General features: G+C 60.5%; 24 protein-coding genes. 14 read left to right on the forward strand and 10 right to left on the reverse strand.

The features are described from left to right. Positions 1-141: 141 nt before the first annotated feature. Genes ACQKPC_RS05250 through ACQKPC_RS05260 form a run of 3 tightly spaced genes read right to left on the reverse strand, consistent with a single transcriptional unit; the run spans position 142 to position 2137 of the window. Positions 142-627 carry a MaoC family dehydratase gene (locus tag ACQKPC_RS05250; RefSeq protein ID WP_427623441.1) on the reverse strand — a complete coding sequence of 162 codons (486 nt, stop codon included), beginning with the start codon at positions 625-627 and terminating at the stop codon, positions 142-144. Between the two features lie 21 nt (positions 628-648). Further along, positions 649-1491 carry a 3-methyl-2-oxobutanoate hydroxymethyltransferase gene (gene panB, locus ACQKPC_RS05255; RefSeq protein ID WP_427623442.1) on the reverse strand — a complete coding sequence of 281 codons (843 nt, stop codon included), beginning with the start codon at positions 1489-1491 and terminating at the stop codon, positions 649-651. Positions 1492-1519: 28 nt separating this feature from the next. Further along, on the reverse strand, positions 1520-2137 hold the full coding sequence (locus tag ACQKPC_RS05260) for a LysE family translocator (protein ID WP_427623443.1): 618 nt from the start codon (positions 2135-2137) through the stop codon (positions 1520-1522). Positions 2138-2325: 188 nt separating this feature from the next. On the opposite strand from ACQKPC_RS05260, the gene ACQKPC_RS05265 reads away from it, so the two are divergent. Continuing rightward, on the forward strand, positions 2326-2778 hold the full coding sequence (locus ACQKPC_RS05265) for an Lrp/AsnC family transcriptional regulator (RefSeq protein WP_008073172.1): 453 nt from the start codon (positions 2326-2328) through the stop codon (positions 2776-2778). 50 nt (positions 2779-2828) lie between these two features. On the opposite strand, the gene ACQKPC_RS05270 is transcribed toward ACQKPC_RS05265, so the two are convergent. Further along, entirely contained in the window at positions 2829-3050 is a 222-nt protein-coding gene (locus tag ACQKPC_RS05270) for a hypothetical protein (protein WP_427623445.1), read from the reverse strand. Positions 3051-3293: 243 nt separating this feature from the next. Between ACQKPC_RS05270 and ACQKPC_RS05275 the strand changes: the two genes are divergently transcribed. After that, positions 3294-4307: a GlxA family transcriptional regulator gene (locus tag ACQKPC_RS05275; protein ID WP_177409358.1), complete on the forward strand. Its 1014-nt coding sequence runs from the start codon at positions 3294-3296 to the stop codon at positions 4305-4307. 109 nt (positions 4308-4416) lie between these two features. On the opposite strand, the gene ACQKPC_RS05280 is transcribed toward ACQKPC_RS05275, so the two are convergent. Together ACQKPC_RS05280 and ACQKPC_RS05285 are read right to left on the reverse strand one after the other, a co-directional pair. Then, a complete protein-coding gene (locus ACQKPC_RS05280) occupies positions 4417-4797 on the reverse strand; it encodes a RidA family protein (protein WP_008011788.1) in 381 nt (126 codons plus the stop codon). 101 nt (positions 4798-4898) lie between these two features. Further along, the gene (locus tag ACQKPC_RS05285; protein ID WP_427623446.1) at positions 4899-5540 is read right to left on the reverse strand and encodes an FMN-dependent NADH-azoreductase; all 642 of its coding nucleotides are present in this window, start codon (positions 5538-5540) and stop codon (positions 4899-4901) included. Positions 5541-5634: 94 nt separating this feature from the next. Here ACQKPC_RS05285 and ACQKPC_RS05290 point away from each other — a divergent pair, with 94 nt between their 5' ends. Next, positions 5635-6489, forward strand: a complete 855-nt coding sequence (locus tag ACQKPC_RS05290; protein ID WP_427623447.1) for a LysR substrate-binding domain-containing protein — start codon at positions 5635-5637, stop codon at positions 6487-6489. A gap of 41 nt (positions 6490-6530) precedes the next feature. On the opposite strand, the gene ACQKPC_RS05295 is transcribed toward ACQKPC_RS05290, so the two are convergent. Both ACQKPC_RS05295 and ACQKPC_RS05300 read right to left on the reverse strand, forming a co-directional pair. Next, complete coding sequence (locus ACQKPC_RS05295; protein WP_427623448.1) at positions 6531-7568, reverse strand: AraC family transcriptional regulator ligand-binding domain-containing protein; 1038 nt, start codon at positions 7566-7568, stop codon at positions 6531-6533. A 9-nt stretch (positions 7569-7577) separates the two neighbouring features. Next, positions 7578-8492 (reverse strand): GGDEF domain-containing protein, encoded by a 915-nt coding sequence (locus ACQKPC_RS05300; protein WP_427623450.1) that lies wholly within the window; start codon positions 8490-8492, stop codon positions 7578-7580. Positions 8493-8931: 439 nt separating this feature from the next. Here ACQKPC_RS05300 and ACQKPC_RS05305 point away from each other — a divergent pair, with 439 nt between their 5' ends. The 8 genes from ACQKPC_RS05305 to ACQKPC_RS05340 all read left to right on the forward strand — a co-directional run bounded on the left by ACQKPC_RS05305 (position 8932) and on the right by ACQKPC_RS05340 (position 18104). Further along, positions 8932-11460, forward strand: coding sequence for a TonB-dependent receptor (locus tag ACQKPC_RS05305; RefSeq protein WP_427623451.1), 2529 nt, complete (start codon positions 8932-8934; stop codon positions 11458-11460). Between the two features lie 63 nt (positions 11461-11523). After that, the gene (locus ACQKPC_RS05310; RefSeq protein ID WP_427623452.1) at positions 11524-13437 is read left to right on the forward strand and encodes a phytase; all 1914 of its coding nucleotides are present in this window, start codon (positions 11524-11526) and stop codon (positions 13435-13437) included. 96 nt (positions 13438-13533) lie between these two features. Further along, positions 13534-14244 (forward strand): protein TolQ, encoded by a 711-nt coding sequence (tolQ, locus tag ACQKPC_RS05315; RefSeq protein WP_427623453.1) that lies wholly within the window; start codon positions 13534-13536, stop codon positions 14242-14244. Positions 14245-14257: 13 nt separating this feature from the next. Next, the gene (gene tolR / locus ACQKPC_RS05320; RefSeq protein WP_052963043.1) at positions 14258-14704 is read left to right on the forward strand and encodes a protein TolR; all 447 of its coding nucleotides are present in this window, start codon (positions 14258-14260) and stop codon (positions 14702-14704) included. Further along, a complete protein-coding gene (locus ACQKPC_RS05325; RefSeq protein WP_427623455.1) occupies positions 14701-15504 on the forward strand; it encodes a TonB family protein in 804 nt (267 codons plus the stop codon). The genes tolR and ACQKPC_RS05325 overlap by 4 nt, the downstream gene beginning before the upstream one ends. A gap of 96 nt (positions 15505-15600) precedes the next feature. Further along, positions 15601-16821 (forward strand): helix-turn-helix domain-containing protein, encoded by a 1221-nt coding sequence (locus ACQKPC_RS05330; protein ID WP_427623457.1) that lies wholly within the window; start codon positions 15601-15603, stop codon positions 16819-16821. Positions 16822-16871: 50 nt separating this feature from the next. Next, entirely contained in the window at positions 16872-17504 is a 633-nt protein-coding gene (locus tag ACQKPC_RS05335) for a glutamine cyclotransferase (RefSeq protein ID WP_427623458.1), read from the forward strand. Positions 17505-17927: 423 nt separating this feature from the next. Then, the gene (locus ACQKPC_RS05340; protein ID WP_427623459.1) at positions 17928-18104 is read left to right on the forward strand and encodes a hypothetical protein; all 177 of its coding nucleotides are present in this window, start codon (positions 17928-17930) and stop codon (positions 18102-18104) included. A 27-nt stretch (positions 18105-18131) separates the two neighbouring features. On the opposite strand, the gene ACQKPC_RS05345 is transcribed toward ACQKPC_RS05340, so the two are convergent. Beyond that, positions 18132-18401, reverse strand: coding sequence for a hypothetical protein (locus ACQKPC_RS05345; protein WP_008068154.1), 270 nt, complete (start codon positions 18399-18401; stop codon positions 18132-18134). Positions 18402-18867: 466 nt separating this feature from the next. On the opposite strand from ACQKPC_RS05345, the gene ACQKPC_RS05350 reads away from it, so the two are divergent. Continuing rightward, positions 18868-19929 carry a hypothetical protein gene (locus tag ACQKPC_RS05350; RefSeq protein WP_063343311.1) on the forward strand — a complete coding sequence of 354 codons (1062 nt, stop codon included), beginning with the start codon at positions 18868-18870 and terminating at the stop codon, positions 19927-19929. A 17-nt stretch (positions 19930-19946) separates the two neighbouring features. Continuing rightward, positions 19947-20300, forward strand: coding sequence for a DUF1428 domain-containing protein (locus tag ACQKPC_RS05355; protein WP_008068166.1), 354 nt, complete (start codon positions 19947-19949; stop codon positions 20298-20300). A gap of 14 nt (positions 20301-20314) precedes the next feature. On the opposite strand, the gene ACQKPC_RS05360 is transcribed toward ACQKPC_RS05355, so the two are convergent. Next, positions 20315-20509 carry a hypothetical protein gene (locus tag ACQKPC_RS05360; protein WP_192343516.1) on the reverse strand — a complete coding sequence of 65 codons (195 nt, stop codon included), beginning with the start codon at positions 20507-20509 and terminating at the stop codon, positions 20315-20317. Between the two features lie 126 nt (positions 20510-20635). Here ACQKPC_RS05360 and thpR point away from each other — a divergent pair, with 126 nt between their 5' ends. Then, entirely contained in the window at positions 20636-21175 is a 540-nt protein-coding gene (thpR, locus tag ACQKPC_RS05365) for an RNA 2',3'-cyclic phosphodiesterase (RefSeq protein ID WP_008011743.1), read from the forward strand. Positions 21176-21403 lie beyond the last annotated feature (228 nt).

The following is a 21403-nucleotide window of genomic DNA, read 5'->3' on the forward strand; positions in this document are numbered from 1 at the left end:
TCCGGTGTATTAACGAAAGAATGTCGAGGCGCCAGGCAGGCCTGGCGCTTTGTGAGGGTAGACGAAAGGGAGCGATATTGACCGGTTTTGGCCCAATTGCAATCTGTTGTATCGACCGGTTGAGTCCACAACCCAAAGCAATCATTTATCGGAGCGCACAACACTGTTTGTGGAATCACCCTCGGCCAGCATCTGCCTCATGATTTCCCGCTCCTGCGGGCCAGGCAAAACGCCGCTGGTTTCTCCTTCCAGCACGGTAATGCCGTCCTCGTTGGTCATCGTGACAACCGCCGTCGCACGACCTTTTTCATCGATGTCCTTGATGAGCCAATGGCAAGTGACGGTATCCCCTGGATAAACGGGGCGCTTGAAGTGGAATGTCATCGCTGAGGCCAGCCAGCCAATCTGGCCGCCGATTTCAGTCATCAGGCTGGCCGTCAGCAGGCCATGAGAAACCGGCGCTTTAAAGCGTCGGGCTTCGGCGAAACGCGCATCGAGATGCACCGGATTGTAGTCGCGGGAGATCTGCGCGAAGTGCTGGATATCTTCCTGCGTGAAGCAGCGGGAGAGGGTGAAGCTGTCACCTGTTTGAAGCCCTTCGGCTGCACGCTGTCTGAAGCTTTTCATTGAAGTCCCTTGTACTGTCGACTAGAAGGAATGCTCGGTCCCTGGAAAGTCGCCCGCTTGCACATCGCCGGTGAAGTCGCGCGCGGCCCCGAGTAGCACGCCCCGCATGTCGGCGTATTGTTTGACAAACCTGGGCAGAGGCCCGGTGCGCAACCCCGCCATGTCCTGCCAAACCAATACTTGAGCGTCACAACCGTTGCCGGCGCCAATGCCGACGGTAGGAATCGAAACGGCGGCAGTGATGCGTGCAGCGACTTCAGCGGGCACCATTTCAATGAGCAGCGCGAAGGCGCCGGCGGTCTCGAAGGCGCGGGCACTCTCGATCAGTCGCTGCGCATTGTCACCTCGTCCTTGAACACGATAGCCACCGAGTTGATGCTCGGCTTGCGGGGTAAAGCCGATGTGAGCCATTACCGGAATCCCCGAGCGGGTGAGTTTCTCGACTTGCGGCAGCATCTCAACGTCACCCTCGATTTTCACCGCATGGGCGCCACCTTCCTTCATGAAGCGCACGGCGGTGTGGAAACACTGCTCGGCAGAGGCCTGGTAGGAGCCGAAGGGCAGGTCGGCAATCACCAAAGGTCTACGGGTTGATCGGGTGACGGCGCGTACCAGTGGAATAAGCTCGTCAACCGTGACGGGGAGCGTGGATTCATAACCGTAGACGTTGTTGGATGCCGAGTCGCCCACCAGCAGAACAGGAATGCCGGCCTCTTCGAAAATCGTGGCCGTGTACATGTCGTAGGCAGTCAGCATCGCCCATTTCTGACCCCGCACTTTCATCTGTTGCAGATGAGGAATCCGGATACGTGATTTCACATTCGACACTTCGTTGTTGCCGTAAGGCGAGAAGGTGTCACTCATTATCTTTTCCTCCGAGATGAATAAACGATCAGCGCAAAATCTGATCGATAAACAACAGCACCGCGATAATGATCATTACCGCACCCGAGAGCCGACTGACCACTTGAGCCGCTACGGGACGTGCCTGCAACACGACTCGAGAGCCAAAACCCACCAGCAGATAGACCACGCCACAACTGAACGCGTGGAGAAGGCCTAACGCGATGATCTGCATCGGCACCGGCCAAGAGGCTGTCGGGTCAGTGAATTGAGGCAATAACGCCAGGAACAGCAGAAAGACCTTGGGATTGAGGCCGCTCACGCAAAGCCCTTTAAAGGTCCAGCGCGCCCAGGAGGCGGATTCCTGGACTTGTCCCGCGCGAGGAACCGAGGGATGCACAAGCATGTTGATGCCCAGCCATAGCAGATACCCAGCACCGCCCACGGTAAGCACCGAAAGGGCAATGGGGTTGCTCGCAACAAGTCCGCCGACACCGGCCGCCACGACTAGCGTGGCGACTAAATGCCCGATCAACAGCCCGGCCACGGCGGGCATCACGACACGCCCAAACAACCCCGCCGATATCGCGTACGCCCAATCCGCCCCCGGTGTAATCACAAACAAAAACGACACAGCCCAGAATGCGGCGAGAACACTAAGGGTCATATTCGCCACCTTCTTATTTCAACGGGTACTTGCATGTTTCTATCTCGCAGACATTGAGAGTCGGTCCGACTTTTTTCAAAAAGTACGGACGATCAGCCATAAAGTTCACGGAAAGAATAATTGAAACCGGCTAGAATATTTTCTCTATTATTCCAGTCTGGATATCGCTTTTAGGGAGATTCTTCTATATGGACAGGATTGATCTGAAAATTCTTGCCGAGCTTCAGGCGGACGGGCGCCTGTCGGTGACTGAGCTGGCAGAGCGGGTAGGTCTTAGCCTGTCCCCATGCCATCGTCGGGTGCGTGCCCTGGAGGAATCAGGCGTGATTCTGGGTTATCGCGCACAGCTCGCTCCCGCCGCGCTCGGCCTTAACTTTTCGGCAATGGTGTTTGCGACGCTTCGCGAGGGCGATCGCCGGGCGGTTGAAGCATTCGAGGTAGCGCTTCAGGCGATCCCCCAGATAGTGGAGGCTCAAAGGCTTTTTGGAGAGCCGGACTACCTTCTCCATGTCGTCACCGGAGATCTGCCAGCGTTCCAGCAGCTTTACGATGAGCGCCTTTCCACGTTGCCTAACGTTCAGCGCCTGACTTCCACCCTGGTGATGAAACGAGTCATTCAAGACCGTTCGCTTCCTCTGTGACTTGAGCAAGTTTCATCGTCGACAGGCGATCCGAAGGCCTCGCCCCTTCGCTAATTACCGTCCGCCACCTTGCGTTCTATCTCCGCTATTTTTCGCCTGAGCTCTTCAGCCTCCAGCTCCTGAGTGTGAGTTTGATTCACACCTTCGGCGTCACTGTCGCTGTCCTCAAGCTCGCTTTCGACCACATCGTCGGGTTTGCCAGACGTATCGGTAGGCGGGACGTTCGAGGTCGTTTCTGATTCGTCGTCATTCACACGGTCATCATTGTTCATTTCGCTTACCTCCATTGGCCTATAAATTGGATTCAGCGGTATGGAAGGAGTTCGGGTTTTTCAGCCTTATGACGCGGTTCAATGCTTGCCGTTTTCAGCCATTGCCATCTGTCGTTTTTTTTGTTCGCTTTTGCGCACTAATTGAGAACGACCCCTAGGGCTTTGTGAGCTTGTGCAGGTAGCATGACGCCTTATAAGCGCACCAAATGACAGATTGGCTAACGTAACCGAGTGGGTCGAACATTGATCGAACGACGTCAATTCAGCGGAGGCATGAAGGGGAAAAACCTCCGCTATCTGAATGAAAACCCTGGCGAGCCTGCTCGAATGACTCGGGCAGGCTTTTTGCTGCTCGAGCATTTCTCGCTGCCCGCGTTCACGCAAGCGCTGGATACGATTGTTACCGCGAATCTGCTGCGCCCCGGGTTGTTCTCTTCCCGAACGTTCGGCTTGAATGAGGGGGAGGTCATCAGCGATTTGGGCCTGGTCATTCGGCCGGATGCACGTATCGATTCTTCAGCCATTCACAACCTGGACCTGCTAGTCATTTGCGGCGGCTACAGGACAGAACTGAAGGCGACTGATGAGTTCATCAGCCTGTTGCGAGCGGCGGCAGATCAGGGTGTCAGTCTGGCCGGGTTGTGGAATGGTGCATGGTTCCTGGGCAGCGCAGGCTTGCTCGATGGATACCGTTGCGCCATTCACCCCGAACATCGCCCCGCACTCGCGGAAATCTCCAAGGCGACGCACGTCACCAGTGAGCCCTATGTGATTGATCGAGACCGGCTCACCGCGTCCAGTCCCTCTGGGGCATTCCATATGGCGTTGGACTGGATCAAGGAACTGCACGATAAAGCCCTGGTCGAGGGGATCGAGGACATTCTTGCTTTCGAGGAGTCTCGCTACCGGCGCATCAAACCGGCTGAAAATATTTGTGTGAGCGCGCCATTGCGAGAGGTGGTCAAGCTGATGGACGCCAACCTCGAAGAGCCTCTGGAGTTGGAGCAATTGGCGGTTTACGCCGGCCGTTCCCGGCGACAACTCGAACGCTTGTTCAAGGAGCAACTCGGGACAACGCCGCAGCGATATTACATGGAGCTGCGCATCACCGAAGCGCGTCGACTCCTCCAGCACACAGAGCTGTCCCAGGTAGACGTGCTGGTTGCCTGTGGCTTTGTGTCGCCCAGTCATTTCAGCAAATGCTATAGCTCGTACTTCGGCTATAGGCCTTCCAAGGAAAAACGGCTGGTCAAATAGCCGCTTTTTGAGTCCCGGTGAGGATCGCCCGACGGCGCAAAACCTGCCGTCGGGAATGGCCCGGTGGCGACCGCTCGCTGGAGCTGGGCCACCGGACAAGTCCGCAGACTCAGCGCTTGGCCGCCATTGCGGTAACTTCCACGCGCATCCCTTCGACCGCCAATGAGGCCACGCCAACGGCGGCGCGAACCGGCCAGGGCTTGGCGAAGAAGCGCTTGTAGACTTCGTTGAAGGCGGCGCGATCGGCCATGTCAGTGAGGTAGATGGTCAGATGCAGCACCCGGTCCATGGAACTGCCGGCAAGCTCCAACGCTACCTTGAGCGCTTGCAGAGTGCATTCACTCTGCTCGGCGATGCCACCCAGTTCCAGACTGCCGTCGGCACGGGTGGGGATTTGAGTGGAGACCAACAGGCCGCCGAAACCGGCGACATCGGAGGAGATGGATTCCGGGTCTGGGTCGGGGAGAAAGGTGATGTCGCGATTTGCCATGAGGGTTCTCTTGCTTGAGGTGGTGAAAGGCGGTTGTGTATGGGGCAGCTGCTACGGGCGAACGCAGCCTTCTCATTACGATTTAACGTACCGCGGTCAGTTTATAGCACGAGACTATCTGCCAGCTTCATGGCCTGCTGAGTCGCGGCCTTGCGCGCACTCAGGTCAACGTCTTCCCCCAGGATGGTTTTCTCGACAATCACCGAGTGCACATCGCTCACGCCGATAAATTGCAGCCAGGCTTCCACGTAGGGCTTCTGAAAGTCGAAGCGCTCCGCTGGCGTGATCGACTGCGCCGAAAAATCCAGGCCGCGGGCGTACATCACCACGGCGGTTTTGTTGTGCAGCATGCCTTCCAGACCGCGTTCCGGGTCGAAGCTGAATAAAATGTCTTTCTGCGACACCAGATCGATGAAGTGTTTGAGCTTGTACGGAATGCTGAAATTCCACAGTGGCACGGACATCACCAGGACGTCTGCGCGGTGCAGGAACCCGGCCAGGTCTTTCAAGGTGTTCCAGGCGTCTTGCTGCGCCGGGGTCAAGGGCGTGCCATTGAGCCCGGCGTATTTGGCGTCCATTGCCAGCTCGTCGAACTCCGGCAAAACCATATTCCAAAGATCGAGGGTGATGATCTCGGTGTCCGGGGTGTTTTCTTGATAGCGCGCAATAAAGCCGCGGGCGACTTCAAGGGAGGCTGACCGTTGTTTGCGCGGGGAACATTCGATATGCAGAAGGGTGGTCATGGCGTGTCTCGGGCGGGGAAGTTGAATCATTGCAACATAGTTTTATTTGGAATATAAATCGTGAATAAACAGGCCATTAATCACGAATAGAACTATGTTCGATGTGCTGTTGTTAAAAACATTCGTCACCGTCGTCGATGAAGACGGTTTCAGTCGCGCAGCCGAAAAGCTGCACCTGACCCAGTCTGCGGTCAGTGGTCATTTGCGGCGACTGGAAGAACAGGTCGGCAAACCGCTGTTGACGCGTACGACCCGTTCCCAGCAATTGACGCCCGATGGCGAGCGCCTGATCGCTTATGCGCGGACGATCCTCGCGCTGAACCGTGATGCCTGGGCGCAACTGACGCGCACGCCGTTTCACGGACGGGTGCGGATCGGGGTGTCGGAGGATTTTGTCGAACCGCGATTGCTGCGGGCTTTTCAGGATTTCGCGGCGCAGTACCCGGGCATGGAAATCGACGTGCAGGTGGGCATTCCTGGCACGTTGCTGAACCTGATGAAGCAAGGCGATCTTGAGCTGGTCATCGGTTCTCTGTGCGAAACCAGCGAAGCGGGGTTGCTGCTGTGGCAAGAACCGCTGGTGTGGGCCTGGTCGGCGCAACCCGTCACTCAGTTACCGACACCGTTACCGCTGGCGCTGTTTCCTGAGCCCTGTCCTTATCGTGAGATCGCGCTGAGGCGGCTGGCTCAGGCGGGGATCGCCCAACGTACGGCGATGTCATGCACCAGCACGTCCGGGCTGCGGGCGGCGGCGTTGGCTGGTTTCGCGGTGGCGCCCATGACGGTCAGTCAATTGGGGCAGGGACTGGCGGCTCTGGGGGCGGAGCAAGGATTGCCGGATTTGCCGGATGCGCAGTTTCGATTGTTTGCCTCTGCTGAAGCGGATCAGGCGATTGTGGCGGCGCTCTCTCAGCTCATTGTGGAGTATTGCTCCACGCGAAGGGCTTGACCGTCATTTCGAGGCGACGATCGGTCCGATCGCATAACGCTTCAGCCGGGATTGAACAACTGACGGATCAAATTGGGTGTACTGCCGGTCCAGCGCTTGAACGAGCGACGAAAATTTGCCGCATCGTTAAAGCTCAGGTACTCGGCCACGGCTTCGTTGCTGAACCCCTTGATCTGGTACAGGTACAGGGCCACGTGCTTGCGCACCAAATCTACCTGCTGCTGGAAACCGGTGTCGTGTTTTTGCAGTTTGCGCTTGAGGGTGGCAGGGCTCATGGCGAAGGCCTGGGCGGCTTGTTCCAGGCTTGGGGTGTGGCGCACGTGGCGCTGCAAATAGCGGTACAGGCAGTCGAGAAAGCTCGACGTGCAGCCCAACTGCTCCAGTTGCCCCTGAGCTTCCTGACGGGCGACCTGACCAGCAGTGGCCGACGCATCGGGCCATCGCTGGGCGAGAAATTCCCGGGGGATGCGCATCAGGTCCAGAGGTCGGTTGAACTGAGTGTGCTCGCCCAAATGCACCCAATATTGCTCGACATAACGGGGCTCGGCATGGCTGAAACTGCACTCCCACGGCAGACGCTGGCCGCTCAGCGCGCGACTCATGGCCACCAGCGAGGTCATGCTCGCTTCCAGCAGAAAACGCCATTGCTCGCCGGCCCCGCAACTGTCCAGCCAATAGAGATAGGCGTGTTTTTCATCCAGCACCAACCGCGGCGTCATTAACGGGCTGAGCAGCGCCTGTTGCTGCACCAGGGTGTCGAGTGCCTGGTGCAGGTTTTGTGCATGGCGCAGGGCGTGGCTGGCGGCGCCGTAGTGGCCGGGCAGCAGGCGCTGACCGAACAGAAAACTGCTGTCGTCGGCATCCAGCAGACGTCGGCTATTACCGATCAATGCGAGAAACTGCTGGGGGCTGAGGCGGGTCTGGCCAGCCAGAATGTCTTCATGAAACAGCCCGGTGCCGCGCAGCAGACGATGGCTGTCGATGTCCCGGGACAGCGCCAGATCGATCAGGGTTGCCGGCTGATAATGCCCGGGAATGAAGCGGCTGTCGGTTTCGTACCACGTGGTTTTCAGGGTCATGGCCGGGCCTCAGGCCGTTCTTGCCAGAGGCTGCTTGGCCCGGGCCAGTGCCAGGTTAAGGCGCTTGAGCAGGGCGTCCGGCGACTCGTTCAGCGCCATCACCACCGCCGTGCTCGCCGACAATTGCAAGCGTTCGCCATGCTGCCGGGTTTTGTGCGCCAGGCCCTGCACCGCTTGTTGCAGTTCCAGCGCCAGCAACCTTGCCTGGCTCTCGCCGGTATTGGGCAGCAGCACCACGAAACGGTCGCCGGCCAGACGGCAGAGCAAGTCCTGGCGCCGCAGGTTGAGCAGCAGCAAATGACTGACCGCTTGCAACACGGCGTCGCCTTCGGCATGCCCGAAGGCCTGATTGATGGCCGAGAAGTTGTCCAGGTCCAGCGCCAACAACGACAACGGCTGTTGTTGGCCGTGACTTTCCTCAAGGCTGCCGGCCAGTTGACGCTTGAGGTAATCGGCGCCGCCCAACGGCGTGAGTTTGTCGAATAACCGATGCTCGCGGAACAGCCGCTCGCGTTTCTCCATCTGCGCGCTGATCGCCAGTTGTTCGCGGTGCCAGTGATAGATGCCGATGGTCAGCAGGATCATGCCGACCGGCATCGGCCCGGACTCGAGCCAGTGATCCCAGGTGATGCTGTCAGGCAGGCGGATGAACTCGTCGAGACTGTCGATCCACCAGGAAAAAAAGATCCCGCTCAAACCCAGCGCCAGGTAATTGGTGACGCGCCCGGCTGGCCGACTCTTGAGTACCAACCCCAACCAGACCAACGCCAGCAGCGCCGAACCGCCTTCACCGACGATGTCCAGCCAGACCCATTCGCTGACCGGTTTCACCTCGCCGCAGGCCAGATGCAGGAGCAACCCCAGGTTGGCGGCCAACAGCAGCAGGGCGAGTTTCCAACGGTGGGGTTTGAGCACTGAGAACATGGCCGCGATCCTTTGGCGAAGAAGCAATGCGCGCCAGCACAGCAGATGTTTGTGACAGTCGGGTGACGGGGGTGTGAGCCAGGCTGGAGGTCGAATCAGCTCACGGTCCTGCGAGATTTTCTGGCGAGTGAAGACCTGTGGCGAGGGAGCTTGCTCCCGCTGGAGTGCGCAGCGCTCCCCAACTTCAGTGGGTCAGGTAAAACTCATGCGGCCGCTGCGCGACCGAGCGGGAGCAAGCTCCCTCGCCACAGAGTCGGTGTCGATCGGATGCAAACAAAGTCATTTCAGCTCACTTCCTTCACCGAAACCCGGCAAAACCCCGGTTTACCGCACCTTCCGCCACCCCCTGTCACAGAACCGTCATCCCCCGTCCCTAGCGTGCCCTCCCAGTTGCCGGGCCCTTTGCCTGGCGTTAACGGACTCTTGGGGGAGGACATTCATGTACAAGCGCAGCAGCACCGCAGGAGTGGTCGGTTTCACGCTCACCGCCCTGGCCATGGCGATCGCCAGTGAACGCCTGAGCGCCGCCGAAACCGTGGCGAACACCGAACACGTCGAAGTGGTGGGCCAGGCGGCGAGCATCGATCAGGCGCTCAAGGAACAGCGCAGTTCCGACAGCATCAAGAGCGTGGTGCATGCCGATGGCGTGGCGCAGTTGCCGGACGAAAACGTCGCCGAAGCGGTGCAGCGCCTGCCGGGAGTCAGCGTCGAGCGCGACCAGGGGGAAGGGCGGTTTGTCAGCGTGCGCGGCCTCGGACCGGATCTGAACAGCGTGACCATCAACGGCACGCTGGTACCCTCGCCGGAAAGCGAGCGCCGGGCCGTGGCCCTCGATGTATTGCCCTCGGAGCTGGTGCAGTCCTTGTCGGTAATCAAAACCCTGACCCCGGACATGGACGCCAACTCCCTGGGCGGCACCGTGGATGTGAAAAGCCTCTCGGCCTTCGATCACAAAGGGCTGTTCTACACCGGCAGCAGCGAAGCCAGTTACGACAAAAACACCCACCAGACCAGCCCGAAATTTTCCGGCGCCGTCAGTGATCGCTTCAGCCTTGGCGACGGCATCGACAACTTCGGCGTCGCTGCGGCGCTGAGCTGGCAGAAGCGCGACTTCGGCTCGGACAACGTCGAAACCGGCGGCGCCTGGGACTTCGAGCAAGGCGCCAAATTGCAGGAGTTCGAGCAACGCGATTACGACATCAGCCGTGAACGCGCTGGTGGGGGCCTGAACTTCGATTACAAACCCGACGATTTCAGCAGCTATTACCTGCGCACCCTGTACAGCCGCTACAAGGACAGCGAGACGCGCAATTCCACCAGCCTCGAATTCGCCGACCCGCTGGCGGCGGGGGAGTTGGGCGATGCCGAAGGCTCCCGCAAACTCAAACAGCGGGAAGAGACCCAGGAAATCCAGTCCTACGTATTGGGCGGCGAGCGTATGTTCGGCCTCTGGACCCTCAGCGGCCAGGCCGGCTACAGCCGCTCCAGCGAAGACAGCCCGGGCCACATCGCCAACGCCGCGTTCAACGGTACCGACGATTTTGCCGACAGCGGTTTCTACGATAACGACAAGCCGCGGCCCATCATCGGTCAGGGCTTCTACAACCCGAGCAACTTCAGCCTCGACAAGGTCGATTGGGAAAAACAGAAAACCACCGACACCGAGAAAAACCTGCGTCTGGACCTGGCCCGCGACTACGACCTCAGCGGCTATGCGTCCCAGGTCAAATTCGGCGGCAAGGTCAGCCACCGCAACAAAGACAACAACCTTGATGCCTGGGTGTATGAAGATTTCGATGATCTGGGTTTCAGCGATGAACAGCTCAACCTCAGCCGATTCCAGAAAGGCACCGTCGATTACCGCCTCGGCCAGTTCGGCCCGGGCATCAGTGGCAGCGCCATCAAGCAGTTGATCGGAGGCCTGAATCAGGCGGACTTCTACGACGAGACCGAATCGCGGGTCAACGACTTCAAGATCAGCGAAGACATCAACGCCGGCTACCTGATGAACACCATCGATATCGATGACTGGCGTTTCATTGCCGGCATGCGCTACGAAGGCACCGAGTTCGAAGCCAAGGGCACGGGCGCCACGGATGGCGAGTTCCAGTCCACCGAGACCAAACGCCGTTATCACCACTGGTTGCCGGGCCTGCATGCGCGCTATCAACTGGACAAGAACACTCAGGTGCGCGCGGCCTGGACCAAGTCCGTGGTGCGCCCGACGTTCGGCCAACTGGCGCCGGGTTTTGTCATCGACGATGATGAGGCGAGCTTTGGCAACCCGGACCTCAAGCCGCTGGAATCCAGCAACCTCGACCTGGGCATCGAGCACTACATGGGCCATGCCGGCACGGTCTCGGCGTTTGTGTTCTACAAAGACATCAAGAATTTCGTCTACAACACCGACCTGGCCGGCACCGGCGCCTGGGCCGATTTCTCCGAGGCTCACACGTTTGCCAACGGCGACAGCGCCAAACTCTATGGCCTGGAACTGGCCTACTCGCAGAAATTCGACTGGCTGCCAGCGCCCTGGAACGGTCTGCTGCTCGGCGCCAACACCACCTTCAGCCGCTCCGATGCGGAAATCGAAGGCTTCGACGCCGCCAGCGGGATCAACCGCAAGCGCAGCATCGATTTGCCCAATCAGTCCGACACCGTCGGCAACCTGATGCTCGGTTGGGAAGACGACAAGTTGAGCCTGCGTCTGTCGGCCAACTACAAGTCCGATTACCTCTTTGAGCTGGCCTCGATCAACGACAAAGCCCACGACCTGCACGTCGATGCCCAGACCTTCGTCGATTTCAGCGCGCGCTATTCGCTGACCAAAAACCTGCAAGTCAGCTTCGAGGCGCAGAACCTCACCGACGAGCCGTACTTCGTCTACACCGGCAACCGCTCCTACAACGGCCAATACGAAGAATACGGCCCGACCTACAAGCTCGGCCTGACCTTCACCCACTTCTAAGCCCCGGGGCGGCAGCCCGGTGCTGCCGCCGTGATGGATGCACGACAAGGACTTTGCCTGTTCATGAGTATTTCGTGGTTACCCAAACACGGTCTGCTGGCCACACTGATCAGCTTGACCATCGGCCAGGCCATGGCGGCCGCGCCGAACCTGCGCCTCACACCCTGGGCGCCGAACCTGTCGGTCGACGCGGTGGCGTTTTTATCCGCCGACCTCGGCCCTGAACGCCTGGCCGCCAGCGAGCGTGACGGCTTGCTGCTGCTCGACGCGCAAGGCAAAGAGCTGGCGCGTTTGAAGGGATCGTTCAGTAGCCTGGACAGCCGCACCGCCGGCCAACACGTCTTGGTGGCCAGCCTCGACAACGCCCGTCAACAAGCGGTGCTGGTCAGCCTCGATCCGGCCAAGCGCAGTTGGGGGCAACCGGTGTATCTGCCGACGCGGGATTACCCGGTGAACGGTTTGTGCCTGTACCGCGACGAAGCCGGCAACCTGTTCCTGTTTCTGGTGGGCGAGGAGGGCAAGGGTGAGCAATGGCTGGTGGGCAATGGCGCCACTTTGAACCCGCAACCGCAACGGGTGCGCGGTCTGCCATTGCCGCCATCGGCACAGTTCTGCCAGGTCGACGACGCGGCCAATCAGTTGGTGGTCAATGAGGAAAACGTCGGTTGGTGGGCCTACCCGGCGCATGCCGAAGCGGATGTAACGCGCACACCGGTGGCCATGCGCGAACCGTTCGGCGAGATCAAACAGGCAGCGGGTGCGATGGCCCTGGTGCCGGGTGGCATCGTTGCACTCGACCCGAAAGCCGCGCAGCTGCATCTCTATCAGCAGCAGGGCGAACGCTGGACGGCTCAGGCCACACTGGTACTGCCAGACTTGAAGGAACCGGAAAATCTCGCCCTGCGCCCGACGGCTAAAGGCTTGCAAGTACTGCTGCGCGACGATGACGACGGCCGTCTGTATCAGGGTGAACTCGACTGGAAGGCTACATCGGTGCCCTTGGCGCCGGTGCTGGTGAACGTAAAAGCAATCAGCCAAAGCGACCCGGTGGGGCGCCAGGGCGATGCCGCGGATGATCCGGCGATCTGGATTCATCCGCAGCAACCCGCCCTGAGTCGGGTGCTGGGCACCAATAAAAAGCAGGGGCTGATGGCGTACGACCTGCAAGGCAAATTGCTGCAGGAATTGCCGGTGGGGCGACTGAACAACGTCGATATACGGCCGAATTTCAAGCTCGGTCAGCAGACCGTCGACCTCGCGGTGGCGAGCAATCGCGATCACAACAGCCTCAGCCTGTTCAGCATCGACCGCACCAGCGGTGAGTTGCGCGAAGCCGGGGAGATCCCCACGCCGCTCAAAGACATCTACGGCATCTGCCTGTTTCAACCGGCCAGCGGCGAAATCTACGCGATCGCCAACGGCAAGGACGGCACCTTCCTGCAATACCGCCTGAGCGCGCCGAACGGCCGCGTACAGGGTGATCTGGTGCGCCAGTTCAAGGTCGACAGCCAGCCCGAAGGCTGCGTTGCCGACGACCAGCGACAGCGCCTGTTTCTCGGTGAAGAGGATGTCGGCGTCTGGGCGGTGGACGCCCGCGCCGATCAGCCAGCGACGCTCAGCAGCGTGATCAAGGTCGGTGCGCAGTTGCAGGCGGATGTGGAAGGACTGGCGCTCTATCAAAGCGCGGCGCAGGACTATCTGGTGATCTCCAGCCAGGGCAACGACAGCTATGTGGTGCTCGATGCCGAGCCGCCGTTCGCGTCTCGCGGCGCATTTCGCGTCGGGCTGAACGCGGCGGCGGGCATTGATGGCGCTTCGGAAACCGATGGCCTGGAAGTCACTTCGGCCAACCTTGGCGGGCCCTGGAGCCACGGCATGCTGGTGGTGCAGGACGGACGCAAACGCATGCCCGAGCAAACCCAGAACTTCAAATTCGTGCCCTGGGCCGAGGTCACCAAAGCGTTGAAATTGCCCTGACCCAGCCAGTCATCAACCTGTCATCACTATTTCATCGAATAGCTCAACGGCCGTCGCGCATCGACGGCCCGGGAGCGCCAGACAAGGAGTTTCACCATGCAAGCGACACTGGAACACATGACCATCTGGGGCCTGATCAGTGACGCCAGCCTGCTGGTCAAAGCCGTCATGCTCATCCTGTTGCTGGCGTCAGTGCTCAGTTGGTACCTGATCATCCAGCGCAGCGGCGTGCTGCAACGTCGCGAGCGGCAGCTGAACGGCTTCATGCAACGCTTTCGCAGCACGGCGGACCTGTTACCGCTGTACCGCGAAACCGCACAGAGCACTGACAGCGAAGCCGGTGTCGAGCCGATTTTTCACGCCGGGTTTCAGGAGTTCAGCCATCTCAAGCAGCACTCGGGCAACACGGCCGATGTGGTGCTCGAAGGCGTTGAGCGGGCGTTGTACGTGGCCATCAGCGAGCAAGAAGTTCGCCTGGAGAAGGGCTTGCAGTTCCTCGCCACGGTCGGTTCCGTCAGCCCTTATATCGGCCTGTTCGGCACGGTGTGGGGGATCATGAACTCCTTCCTCGGCCTGTCCCAGGTGCAGCAGGCGACGCTGTCCACCGTGGCCCCGGGCATCGCCGAAGCGCTGATCGCCACGGCCATCGGCCTGTTTGCCGCTATTCCGGCAGTGATCGCCTACAACCGCTTTTCGGCGCGCAGCCAAACCCTGCTGACCCGCTACTACGCCTTTGGCAATGAACTGCAGGTGCGCTTGCATCGCACCTTGCATGGCACGCCGATGAATCTGGCCGTCGCAGCCTGAGAGGAGAATGCAGATGCTCGTCCGACCGCAACGCAAGCACGGGCCCAAGGCCGAAATGAACGTGGTGCCCTACATCGACGTGATGCTGGTGCTGCTGGTGATTTTCATGGTCACCGCGCCGATGCTGACCCAGGGCGTAAAGATCGAACTACCCAAGGTCGCCAGTGAAGCGTTGGCCACCGATACCCGCCAGCAAATCCTTACCCTGTCGGTGAAGGCCGAGGGTGGTTATTACTGGAACCTGGGCGGTGAACTGGATACGCAGCACCAGACCGACAGTGCAGTGGCGCTTGACGAGATGCGCGCCAAGGTCGCGCAGATTGTTGCCGAACGCCGTGACACTCAGGTTTACATTCGCGCCGACAAGGACGCCGGTTACGGCAGCGTGGTCGCGGCCATGGCGGCACTGCAGCAGGGTGGTGTGAGCAACCTCGGGCTGGTGACCGAGGCCCCGCAATGACGGCGATGATCATGCCCAGTCCATCCATGACGCTGCGGGACGCTGCTCGCAGCGGGTTCTGGAAAAACAGTCTGGCGGCGAGCCTGGCGGTAGGGCTGCATGCCATTGTGCTGGCATTGTTGGTGCACGGCTGGTCGCTGGAGAAACCACCGGTCGAACAGCCTGCGGTGTTGAGGACGCAACTGGTGATGCTGCCACCGGCGCCGCAGCCTCAGGCGCCCGAACCGGTAGCGACGCCGACGCCGGAGCCGGTTGCCGAGGCGCCCATCCAACCCGTCAAACCTGCTGTCGATCCACAGATCCAGGCGCAAAAACTTGAACAGGCCGTTCTTGCGCGCAAACGCGTCGAAGACAAAAAACGCGAGCTCCAGGCTGAGCAACAACGCCAGCGCCAGGAAACAGAAAAGCGCACCCATGACCTCGAACAGCAACGCCAGGCCCAAGAGCAGGCGCAACAGGCACATCGCGCCGAACAATCGCGCCTGGCCGCCGAACGCGCGCGTCAGCAGGCCGCCAAAATGGCCGCCGACAGCCGCCAATACCTCCCTCTGAGCAAGGAAGCGCCGGACTATCCGCAACGGGCGCTGGATAAAAACATCGAAGGCGATTGCACCGTGGAATACACCGTCAATCCCCAAGGCAACATCGAGAACCCCAAGGTGCTGGACGGCTGCCATCCGTTATTCATGCGTCCATCGTTGGCCGCCGCCAACACCTTCCGTTACCAGCCGAGAATCGTCGACGGCCACGCGGTTGCGGTGCCGGCCGTGCGCAATACCTTCCACTACCGGATCAAGTAAGCGGCTCCCATGGCGGATCGGCGTGCGGCTAAGCGGTCGTGAGATAGACTGATCAGCGGGCATCGGACGGTGGGGGTGACAGGTGGTGCGCTTCAGATGGATTCGCTGATCACGGCGGCGGCGCGTGCGCTCGCGGCAGGTGACCCCCTCGGCGCGCTGAACCGTATCGCCTTGCGCGACGATGCACCTGCGCTCGCGCTTCGCGGCATCGCGATGGCGCAGCTGGGGGATCTGGTGCGAGCGAAGGCGCTGGTGCGCAGCGCCGCACGTGCTTTCGGGCCGAAAGAGGCGTTGGCCCGGGCGCGATGTGTCGTCGCCGAGGCCGAGATCGCGCTCGCCTCGCTGGACCTGAACTGGCCAACCAAGGCTCTCGACGCCGCGCAGGCGACGCTTCAGGCGCACGGCGACTGGGTCAACGCCGCCCATGCGCGGTACCTCGAAATCCGCCGCTTGCTGTTGATCGGGCACCTCGACGAGGCTGAGCACCGGCTCGCCGAACTCGATCCGACACCGTTACCGCCCGCATCGAGGGCAGCCTACGAACTGGTCGTGGCAGGCATTGCGATGCGTCGCCTGCAAACAAAAACGGCGCGCGCTGCACTCGAACGGGCCGAGCGTGCCGCACAACATGCCGCTATCCCCGCGTTGACGGCCGAGGTCGAAAGCGCCGCCCGCATCCTCGACACACCGGCGGCGCGGCTGATTGTCGGCGGCCAGGAACAGCCGCTGCTGCTCGATGAGATTGAAGCGTTATTGGCATCCCCTAAGTTGGTCGTGGACGCCTGCCGGTATGTCGTGCGCGATGCAGGCTCGGCGGTTTCACTCGCCCGGCGGCCGGTGCTCTTCGCGCTCGCCCGGGCGTTGGGCGAAGCGTGGCCCGCCGACGTGCCAAGGGAGACGCTGATTGCGCGCGCCTTTCGGATGAAGTTCGCGGATGACTCCCATCGCGCGCGGTTGCGCGTCGAACTCGGGCGGCTGCGCGCGGCGCTGCACCTGATCGCCGATGTCGTCGCGACCCCGCGAGGGTTTGCGTTGGTGCCGCAGGATGCGCGTGACGTCGTGGTGCTGGCGCGGCCTGTCGAAGAGCAGCATGCGACACTGCTCGCCTTCCTCGCTGACGGCGAATCATGGTCGAGTTCGGCCCTGGCGTTGGCGCTTGGCGCCAGTCAGCGCACCGTGCAACGAGCCCTCGACACGCTGGCGGTTGCGGGCAAGGTGCAGTCGTTCGGTCATGGCCGGGCCCGTCGCTGGATGACCCCGCAGGTTCCGGGATTCGCGACGGTATTGTTACTCACAGGGTTGCTGCCCAATGACTAGCATCCACTTCACCAACCCAGTGAATGCAGTCAGTGAACGAGGAGCAAGACATGAAACATTCAACAGCCGAAATCATCCGTGAATACGGTCCTTTCCCAGGCGTCGACAGCGTGCACGGCGTCACCCATGACGGCCGGCAGGTCTGGTTTGCCTCCGGCGACAAACTCAACGCCCTGGATCCTGCGAGCGGCAAAACGCTGCGCTCGCTCGATGTCGCCGCCCATGCCGGTACAGCCTTCGACGGTCAGCACCTGTTTCAGATCGCCGAGGATCGTATCCAGAAAATCGACCCACAGACCGGGCGTGTGCTCTCCACCATCCCCGCGCCCGGCGGCGGTGGCGACTCGGGGCTTGCATGGGCCGAAGGGACACTCTGGGTGGGGGAGTATCGCGAGCGCAAGATCCATCAGGTCGACCCCCAGACCGGGGCAGTGCTGCGCACGCTCGAATCCAACCGCTTTGTCACCGGGGTGACCTGGGTCGAGGGCGATCTGTGGCACGGCACCTGGGAGGGTGACGAGAGTGAGCTGCGGCGAGTCGACCCGGCTACGGGCGAGGTGTTGGAGAGCGTCCAGATGCCGGCTGGCGTCGGGGTCTCGGGACTTGAGTTCGATGGCCACGACCGGTTTTTCTGTGGCGGCGGCAACAGCGGGAAGGTGAGGGCGGTGCGCCGGCCTGAATAAGCCTTTACGGCGCAAGTTTCGGGTCGTACCGCGGTGCGCGAATGGAACAACTTCGCCTGCGCGGAAAAAGTTGAGGGGTTCGTCGCGATGGACAGCCCTACAACCACTACTCCAGAGTGAGTTTTCCATGTCTGCTGATCGAATTCTTGAGAGCGGCGACCGGTGAGCACCCGGCTTTGTATCAGAATTCTTGCAGAGGCAGCGGGCGTGTCTGTCGCAGTTTGAGAAAGGTTTGGGGCTGTGCCGCAGAGGGGCAGTCGGAAATAGCCTATAACGCCGGCCCCTGAAATCGCTGTGGAATATGAGTCATTTTCGATACAACCATTACCCATTCTTTACATTGAAACGGTGCTCAAAGCCCGGTCAACACTGTCTGAAAGGGCGAGAAAGGTTGTTTTTCTCGCCTAAACAGAGAGTGAAGTAATGATGTTGAACAGAGTTGTAAAAGTGGCGTTGGTATTCGCTTTGTTGTCGTCCCTGTCGGGCTGCTGGATGTTCTTCCCGCCGGGTGGTGGTGGTGGTGGTGGTGGTGGTGGTGGTGGTGGTGGTGGTGGCCATCATGGAGGTTTCGGTGGTGGTCCCGGTGGCGGCCCACGCTGACCAGCCATCACAGCATCACCCTGCGTGTCAGAAGGTGAACGCTTGTCCCGCCCGCGACGGATGCTGAGCCATTTCAGTCTCCAGTAGATGCTCAACCAGCACATCATTCAAAAAGCGGAACTGATCGTTGAGCCCGACCACTTCGTTACTGAAGTGGTTGGCCGCTGCCGGCATTAGCAAGGCCTCGAAGTGCTCGTCGAACACCAGCGCGACTGCTTTGCGAGACACGACCTGCTGCGAATAATAGTTGCTGCCGAACACCGGGAAGCTCACGGCGAGGCTGACGGAATGAATCATGATTTCGGTTCCTCGGTTTGACCGATATCCAGCACGAAGCGGGAAAACAAGGTCAGGGTAACGGCCGTCAGGGCCAGGCAGGTCAGGAGATGGATCAACATGATTTGCCCCTCCGGTGCGGGGTTTAGATAGGGATGAGATTGATCCTGCACCTGATGGTTTTTTTGCGGAAGGCATTCGCGGCGATGGTGAATATTGATGTGAATGATGATGGTGATCTGCGCAGGGGATTAGGGATCCAAGTGATCCATTGTGGCGAGGGAGCTTGCTCCCGCTCGGCTGCGAAGCAGTCGCAATAAAAGACACTGCGTTATATCTGAACCACTGCGGTGGCAGGTTTCAGGGCCGCTCCGCGCCCCAGCGGGAGCAAGCTCCCTCGCCACGCCCGCCCCCGACCTATACTCAAATCAGTACGCTGTTTAGCGTCGGACACTCCGTTCGACGCAGTCTGTAGGACCCCGCGATCTTGAACCTGCGTTCGCTGATCGTCGCTGTGTTGGTGATATTGGCGGGATGCGCCACGCCCACGCCTGCCCCGGTAATCGTGGTGCCGGTGGTGGTGTCCCAGAGCACCTGGCAGCAGGTGGACCGGGAGATTGTCGCCGCTTCGCAACAGGCCACCGAACAGGCCAGGGTCTATGCCCGCGGGTCCATGGAGCACTGGCGCACGCGGGTTTATCAGCAAACCGAAGAAGTCTTCATTCCGTGGTTCAGCAGCTACTGGACCCAGGAATGGCTGTCGATGAAGGTCAGCTGGTACGCCATCAATGCCGGAGACGAGCAGGATGCGGCGACCAAACGCCTGGCGGCCTATCTGCTGGAGCAATATCACCGGCGCGTGCTGGAACCGGTGGCGGTGGAGATCGATCCCGACGCGATCCTCGGCCAGGCGACAGAGTTTTATGTGCAATTGATGGGGCAGCAGCTCGAAGTTATTTCCAAACGTCATGGCGTGCCAATGGCGCAGCTCAACGGTCGCATCCAGAAAATTCCGGCCATTTCACTGGGCCCGCCGCCTGCCCGTGACGCTTCGCTATATCAGGTGGTGCATGCCGAACTGAGCAAATTGCCGGCCTATCTGGCGTTGATCGAGAAGATCCACACGGCGGGCGGCGAGAAGGGCATCGCCTCGACGGACGCTGGCATGGCGCCGGTAGCCAAGCGTGCCAGTAAGCGAATACAAGCCGAAATGGCCCCGCGAGGGGCGGCCAGTGCGGTGGCGGCAATGGCGGGGAAGGCGGCCGGTGCGCTGATCTCCGTGGGGGTGGCGGGGGTGCGCGCAATTATCCAGGCCAACGACCGGCCCGATAGCGAAGCGTTGATCCGCAGCAGCCTGGGCAATTCGTTCGACAAGGCATGGGTGAAGCTGGTGGATAACCCCGCAACCGGCGTCATGGCCGGAACGCTGTACATGGCCAGGCAGATCGAGGGCAGCCTGGAGGAGACCGTTGAACCGTCGGTCGGTCTGGATGCAGGAACTGTCGATTTTAGCCACGTTGATTCGACTACCCAGCAGATCACCCCATAACCCGAAGGAGAACGATCATGGCTTACGTTGATGGCTTCGTCGCTGCAGTACCCACCGCCAACCGCGAAAAATTCAAGCAACACGCACAATCCGCTGCCGAAATTTTCAAGGAAAGCGGCGCACTCAGCCTCGCCGAATGCTGGGGCGATGACGTGCCCGATGGCAAACTGACCTCATTTCCCATGGCAGTAAAACTCAAGGAAGACGAAACCGTGGTGTTTTCCTGGATCGTCTGGCCGGACAAGGCCACCCGTGATGCCGGGATGGCGAAACTCATGAGCGATCCGCGGATGCAGCCGGACGTCAATCCGATGCCGTTCGACGGCCAGCGGGCGATTTTTGGCGGTTTCGAGATGCTCGTCAAAGCCTGAACATCGTCGCAGGATCACTCCGGCGTCGGGGTGGTCCTGCAACTCTTGCGGTTACGAATCTGGCTGTCCGACGGCCGCTCCTTGATGAACTCGAAGCGCGGCTCGCCTTCGTTGTAGTGAACCAGCCAACCCCATTCCAGCTCGGATTCATCCTGGCCGGGCTTGGGTGGCACAGCCCACCATGGCTCTTTGCTGATGACCTGACGCATGGCGCCCTCCCGTCGATTCGGTTGCTTCAACTATAACGCGCCTGCCGGGTGGTGCCAGAAATGCACTTGCTGGCGTGGTATCCCTTTGTAAAATCAAAGGGACTCCGAAGCCTTGAGGTGGCAGACATGAGCGATGAATCCCGTGAGCCGTTCAAACGGCTGTTCTTCGCCCTCAACTGCGCCCCCGAACAACGCCGGGCCATCGCCCAATGGCGCAGCGCGCTGGGGCTCAACATCGGACGCCCGGTGCCGGCGGAAAACTTTCATCTGACGCTGCTGTTTCTCGGCACGGTGGGGATGGCGCAGATAGCGGGCGTCTGCGAGGCCGCCGCCAATGTCCAGATGCCCGGCATGCCGTTGACGGTTGTGCTTGATCGTCTGGAAGTCTGGCGTCGCTCCGGGGTTCTGTTGCTGGCGCCCGAGCAGGCAGCACCGGAGTTGCTACGGTTGGTGTATGCGCTGGAGCAGGCCATGTTGCCGTTTGGCTTTGAAGACACCCGGCGAGAATTTCGCCCGCATTTGACCCTGATGCGCGACTACCGGGCGCCGGTCCCTGAATCTGCGACGCCGCCAGAGTTTTTCCTGCGTGCTGACCGCTTTACCTTGTTCGAATCCCATAAAGGGCGGTACCGGGCGCTGGCCGAATGGCCGCTGGTTTGTGCATGACCCCACACCAAAAAAAGGCGCCCGAGGGCGCCCGAAATTCACCTTAACCGAGGAAGCCAGGTGAAGCCGTTCTTCTGAGAGGAGTGCAGCGGTGGTAAGGCGCTGCGTGAACGGAAAATGGTTGAAACCTTGCCACTGATCGTTCCCACGCTCTGCGTGGGAATGCAGCCCGGGACGCTCCGCGTCCCTTCCAGAGCCGAACGCGGAGCGTCCGTGGAGGCATTCCCA

Origin of the sequence: Pseudomonas sp. NPDC089918, from assembly GCF_050280605.1 — a bacterium.
Taxonomy (GTDB): Bacteria; Pseudomonadota; Gammaproteobacteria; order Pseudomonadales; family Pseudomonadaceae; genus Aquipseudomonas.

Excerpts from the sequence above, each read along its gene's own strand:
- ACQKPC_RS05250 (WP_427623441.1), bottom strand. The coding sequence starts at position 627 with ATGAAAAGCTTCAGACAGCGTGCAGCCGAAGGGCTTCAAACAGGTGAC.
- panB (WP_427623442.1), bottom strand. The coding sequence starts at position 1,491 with ATGAGTGACACCTTCTCGCCTTACGGCAACAACGAAGTGTCGAATGTG.
- ACQKPC_RS05260 (WP_427623443.1), bottom strand. The coding sequence starts at position 2,137 with ATGACCCTTAGTGTTCTCGCCGCATTCTGGGCTGTGTCGTTTTTGTTT.
- ACQKPC_RS05265 (WP_008073172.1), top strand. The coding sequence starts at position 2,326 with ATGGACAGGATTGATCTGAAAATTCTTGCCGAGCTTCAGGCGGACGGG.
- ACQKPC_RS05270 (WP_427623445.1), bottom strand. The coding sequence starts at position 3,050 with ATGAACAATGATGACCGTGTGAATGACGACGAATCAGAAACGACCTCG.
- ACQKPC_RS05280 (WP_008011788.1), bottom strand. The coding sequence starts at position 4,797 with ATGGCAAATCGCGACATCACCTTTCTCCCCGACCCAGACCCGGAATCC.
- ACQKPC_RS05285 (WP_427623446.1), bottom strand. The coding sequence starts at position 5,540 with ATGACCACCCTTCTGCATATCGAATGTTCCCCGCGCAAACAACGGTCA.
- ACQKPC_RS05290 (WP_427623447.1), top strand. The coding sequence starts at position 5,635 with ATGTTCGATGTGCTGTTGTTAAAAACATTCGTCACCGTCGTCGATGAA.
- ACQKPC_RS05295 (WP_427623448.1), bottom strand. The coding sequence starts at position 7,568 with ATGACCCTGAAAACCACGTGGTACGAAACCGACAGCCGCTTCATTCCC.
- ACQKPC_RS05300 (WP_427623450.1), bottom strand. The coding sequence starts at position 8,492 with ATGTTCTCAGTGCTCAAACCCCACCGTTGGAAACTCGCCCTGCTGCTG.
- ACQKPC_RS05305 (WP_427623451.1), top strand. The coding sequence starts at position 8,932 with ATGTACAAGCGCAGCAGCACCGCAGGAGTGGTCGGTTTCACGCTCACC.
- ACQKPC_RS05310 (WP_427623452.1), top strand. The coding sequence starts at position 11,524 with ATGAGTATTTCGTGGTTACCCAAACACGGTCTGCTGGCCACACTGATC.
- tolQ (WP_427623453.1), top strand. The coding sequence starts at position 13,534 with ATGCAAGCGACACTGGAACACATGACCATCTGGGGCCTGATCAGTGAC.
- tolR (WP_052963043.1), top strand. The coding sequence starts at position 14,258 with ATGCTCGTCCGACCGCAACGCAAGCACGGGCCCAAGGCCGAAATGAAC.
- ACQKPC_RS05325 (WP_427623455.1), top strand. The coding sequence starts at position 14,701 with ATGACGGCGATGATCATGCCCAGTCCATCCATGACGCTGCGGGACGCT.
- ACQKPC_RS05330 (WP_427623457.1), top strand. The coding sequence starts at position 15,601 with ATGGATTCGCTGATCACGGCGGCGGCGCGTGCGCTCGCGGCAGGTGAC.
- ACQKPC_RS05335 (WP_427623458.1), top strand. The coding sequence starts at position 16,872 with ATGAAACATTCAACAGCCGAAATCATCCGTGAATACGGTCCTTTCCCA.
- ACQKPC_RS05340 (WP_427623459.1), top strand. The coding sequence starts at position 17,928 with ATGATGTTGAACAGAGTTGTAAAAGTGGCGTTGGTATTCGCTTTGTTG.
- ACQKPC_RS05345 (WP_008068154.1), bottom strand. The coding sequence starts at position 18,401 with ATGATTCATTCCGTCAGCCTCGCCGTGAGCTTCCCGGTGTTCGGCAGC.
- ACQKPC_RS05355 (WP_008068166.1), top strand. The coding sequence starts at position 19,947 with ATGGCTTACGTTGATGGCTTCGTCGCTGCAGTACCCACCGCCAACCGC.
- ACQKPC_RS05360 (WP_192343516.1), bottom strand. The coding sequence starts at position 20,509 with ATGCGTCAGGTCATCAGCAAAGAGCCATGGTGGGCTGTGCCACCCAAG.
- thpR (WP_008011743.1), top strand. The coding sequence starts at position 20,636 with ATGAGCGATGAATCCCGTGAGCCGTTCAAACGGCTGTTCTTCGCCCTC.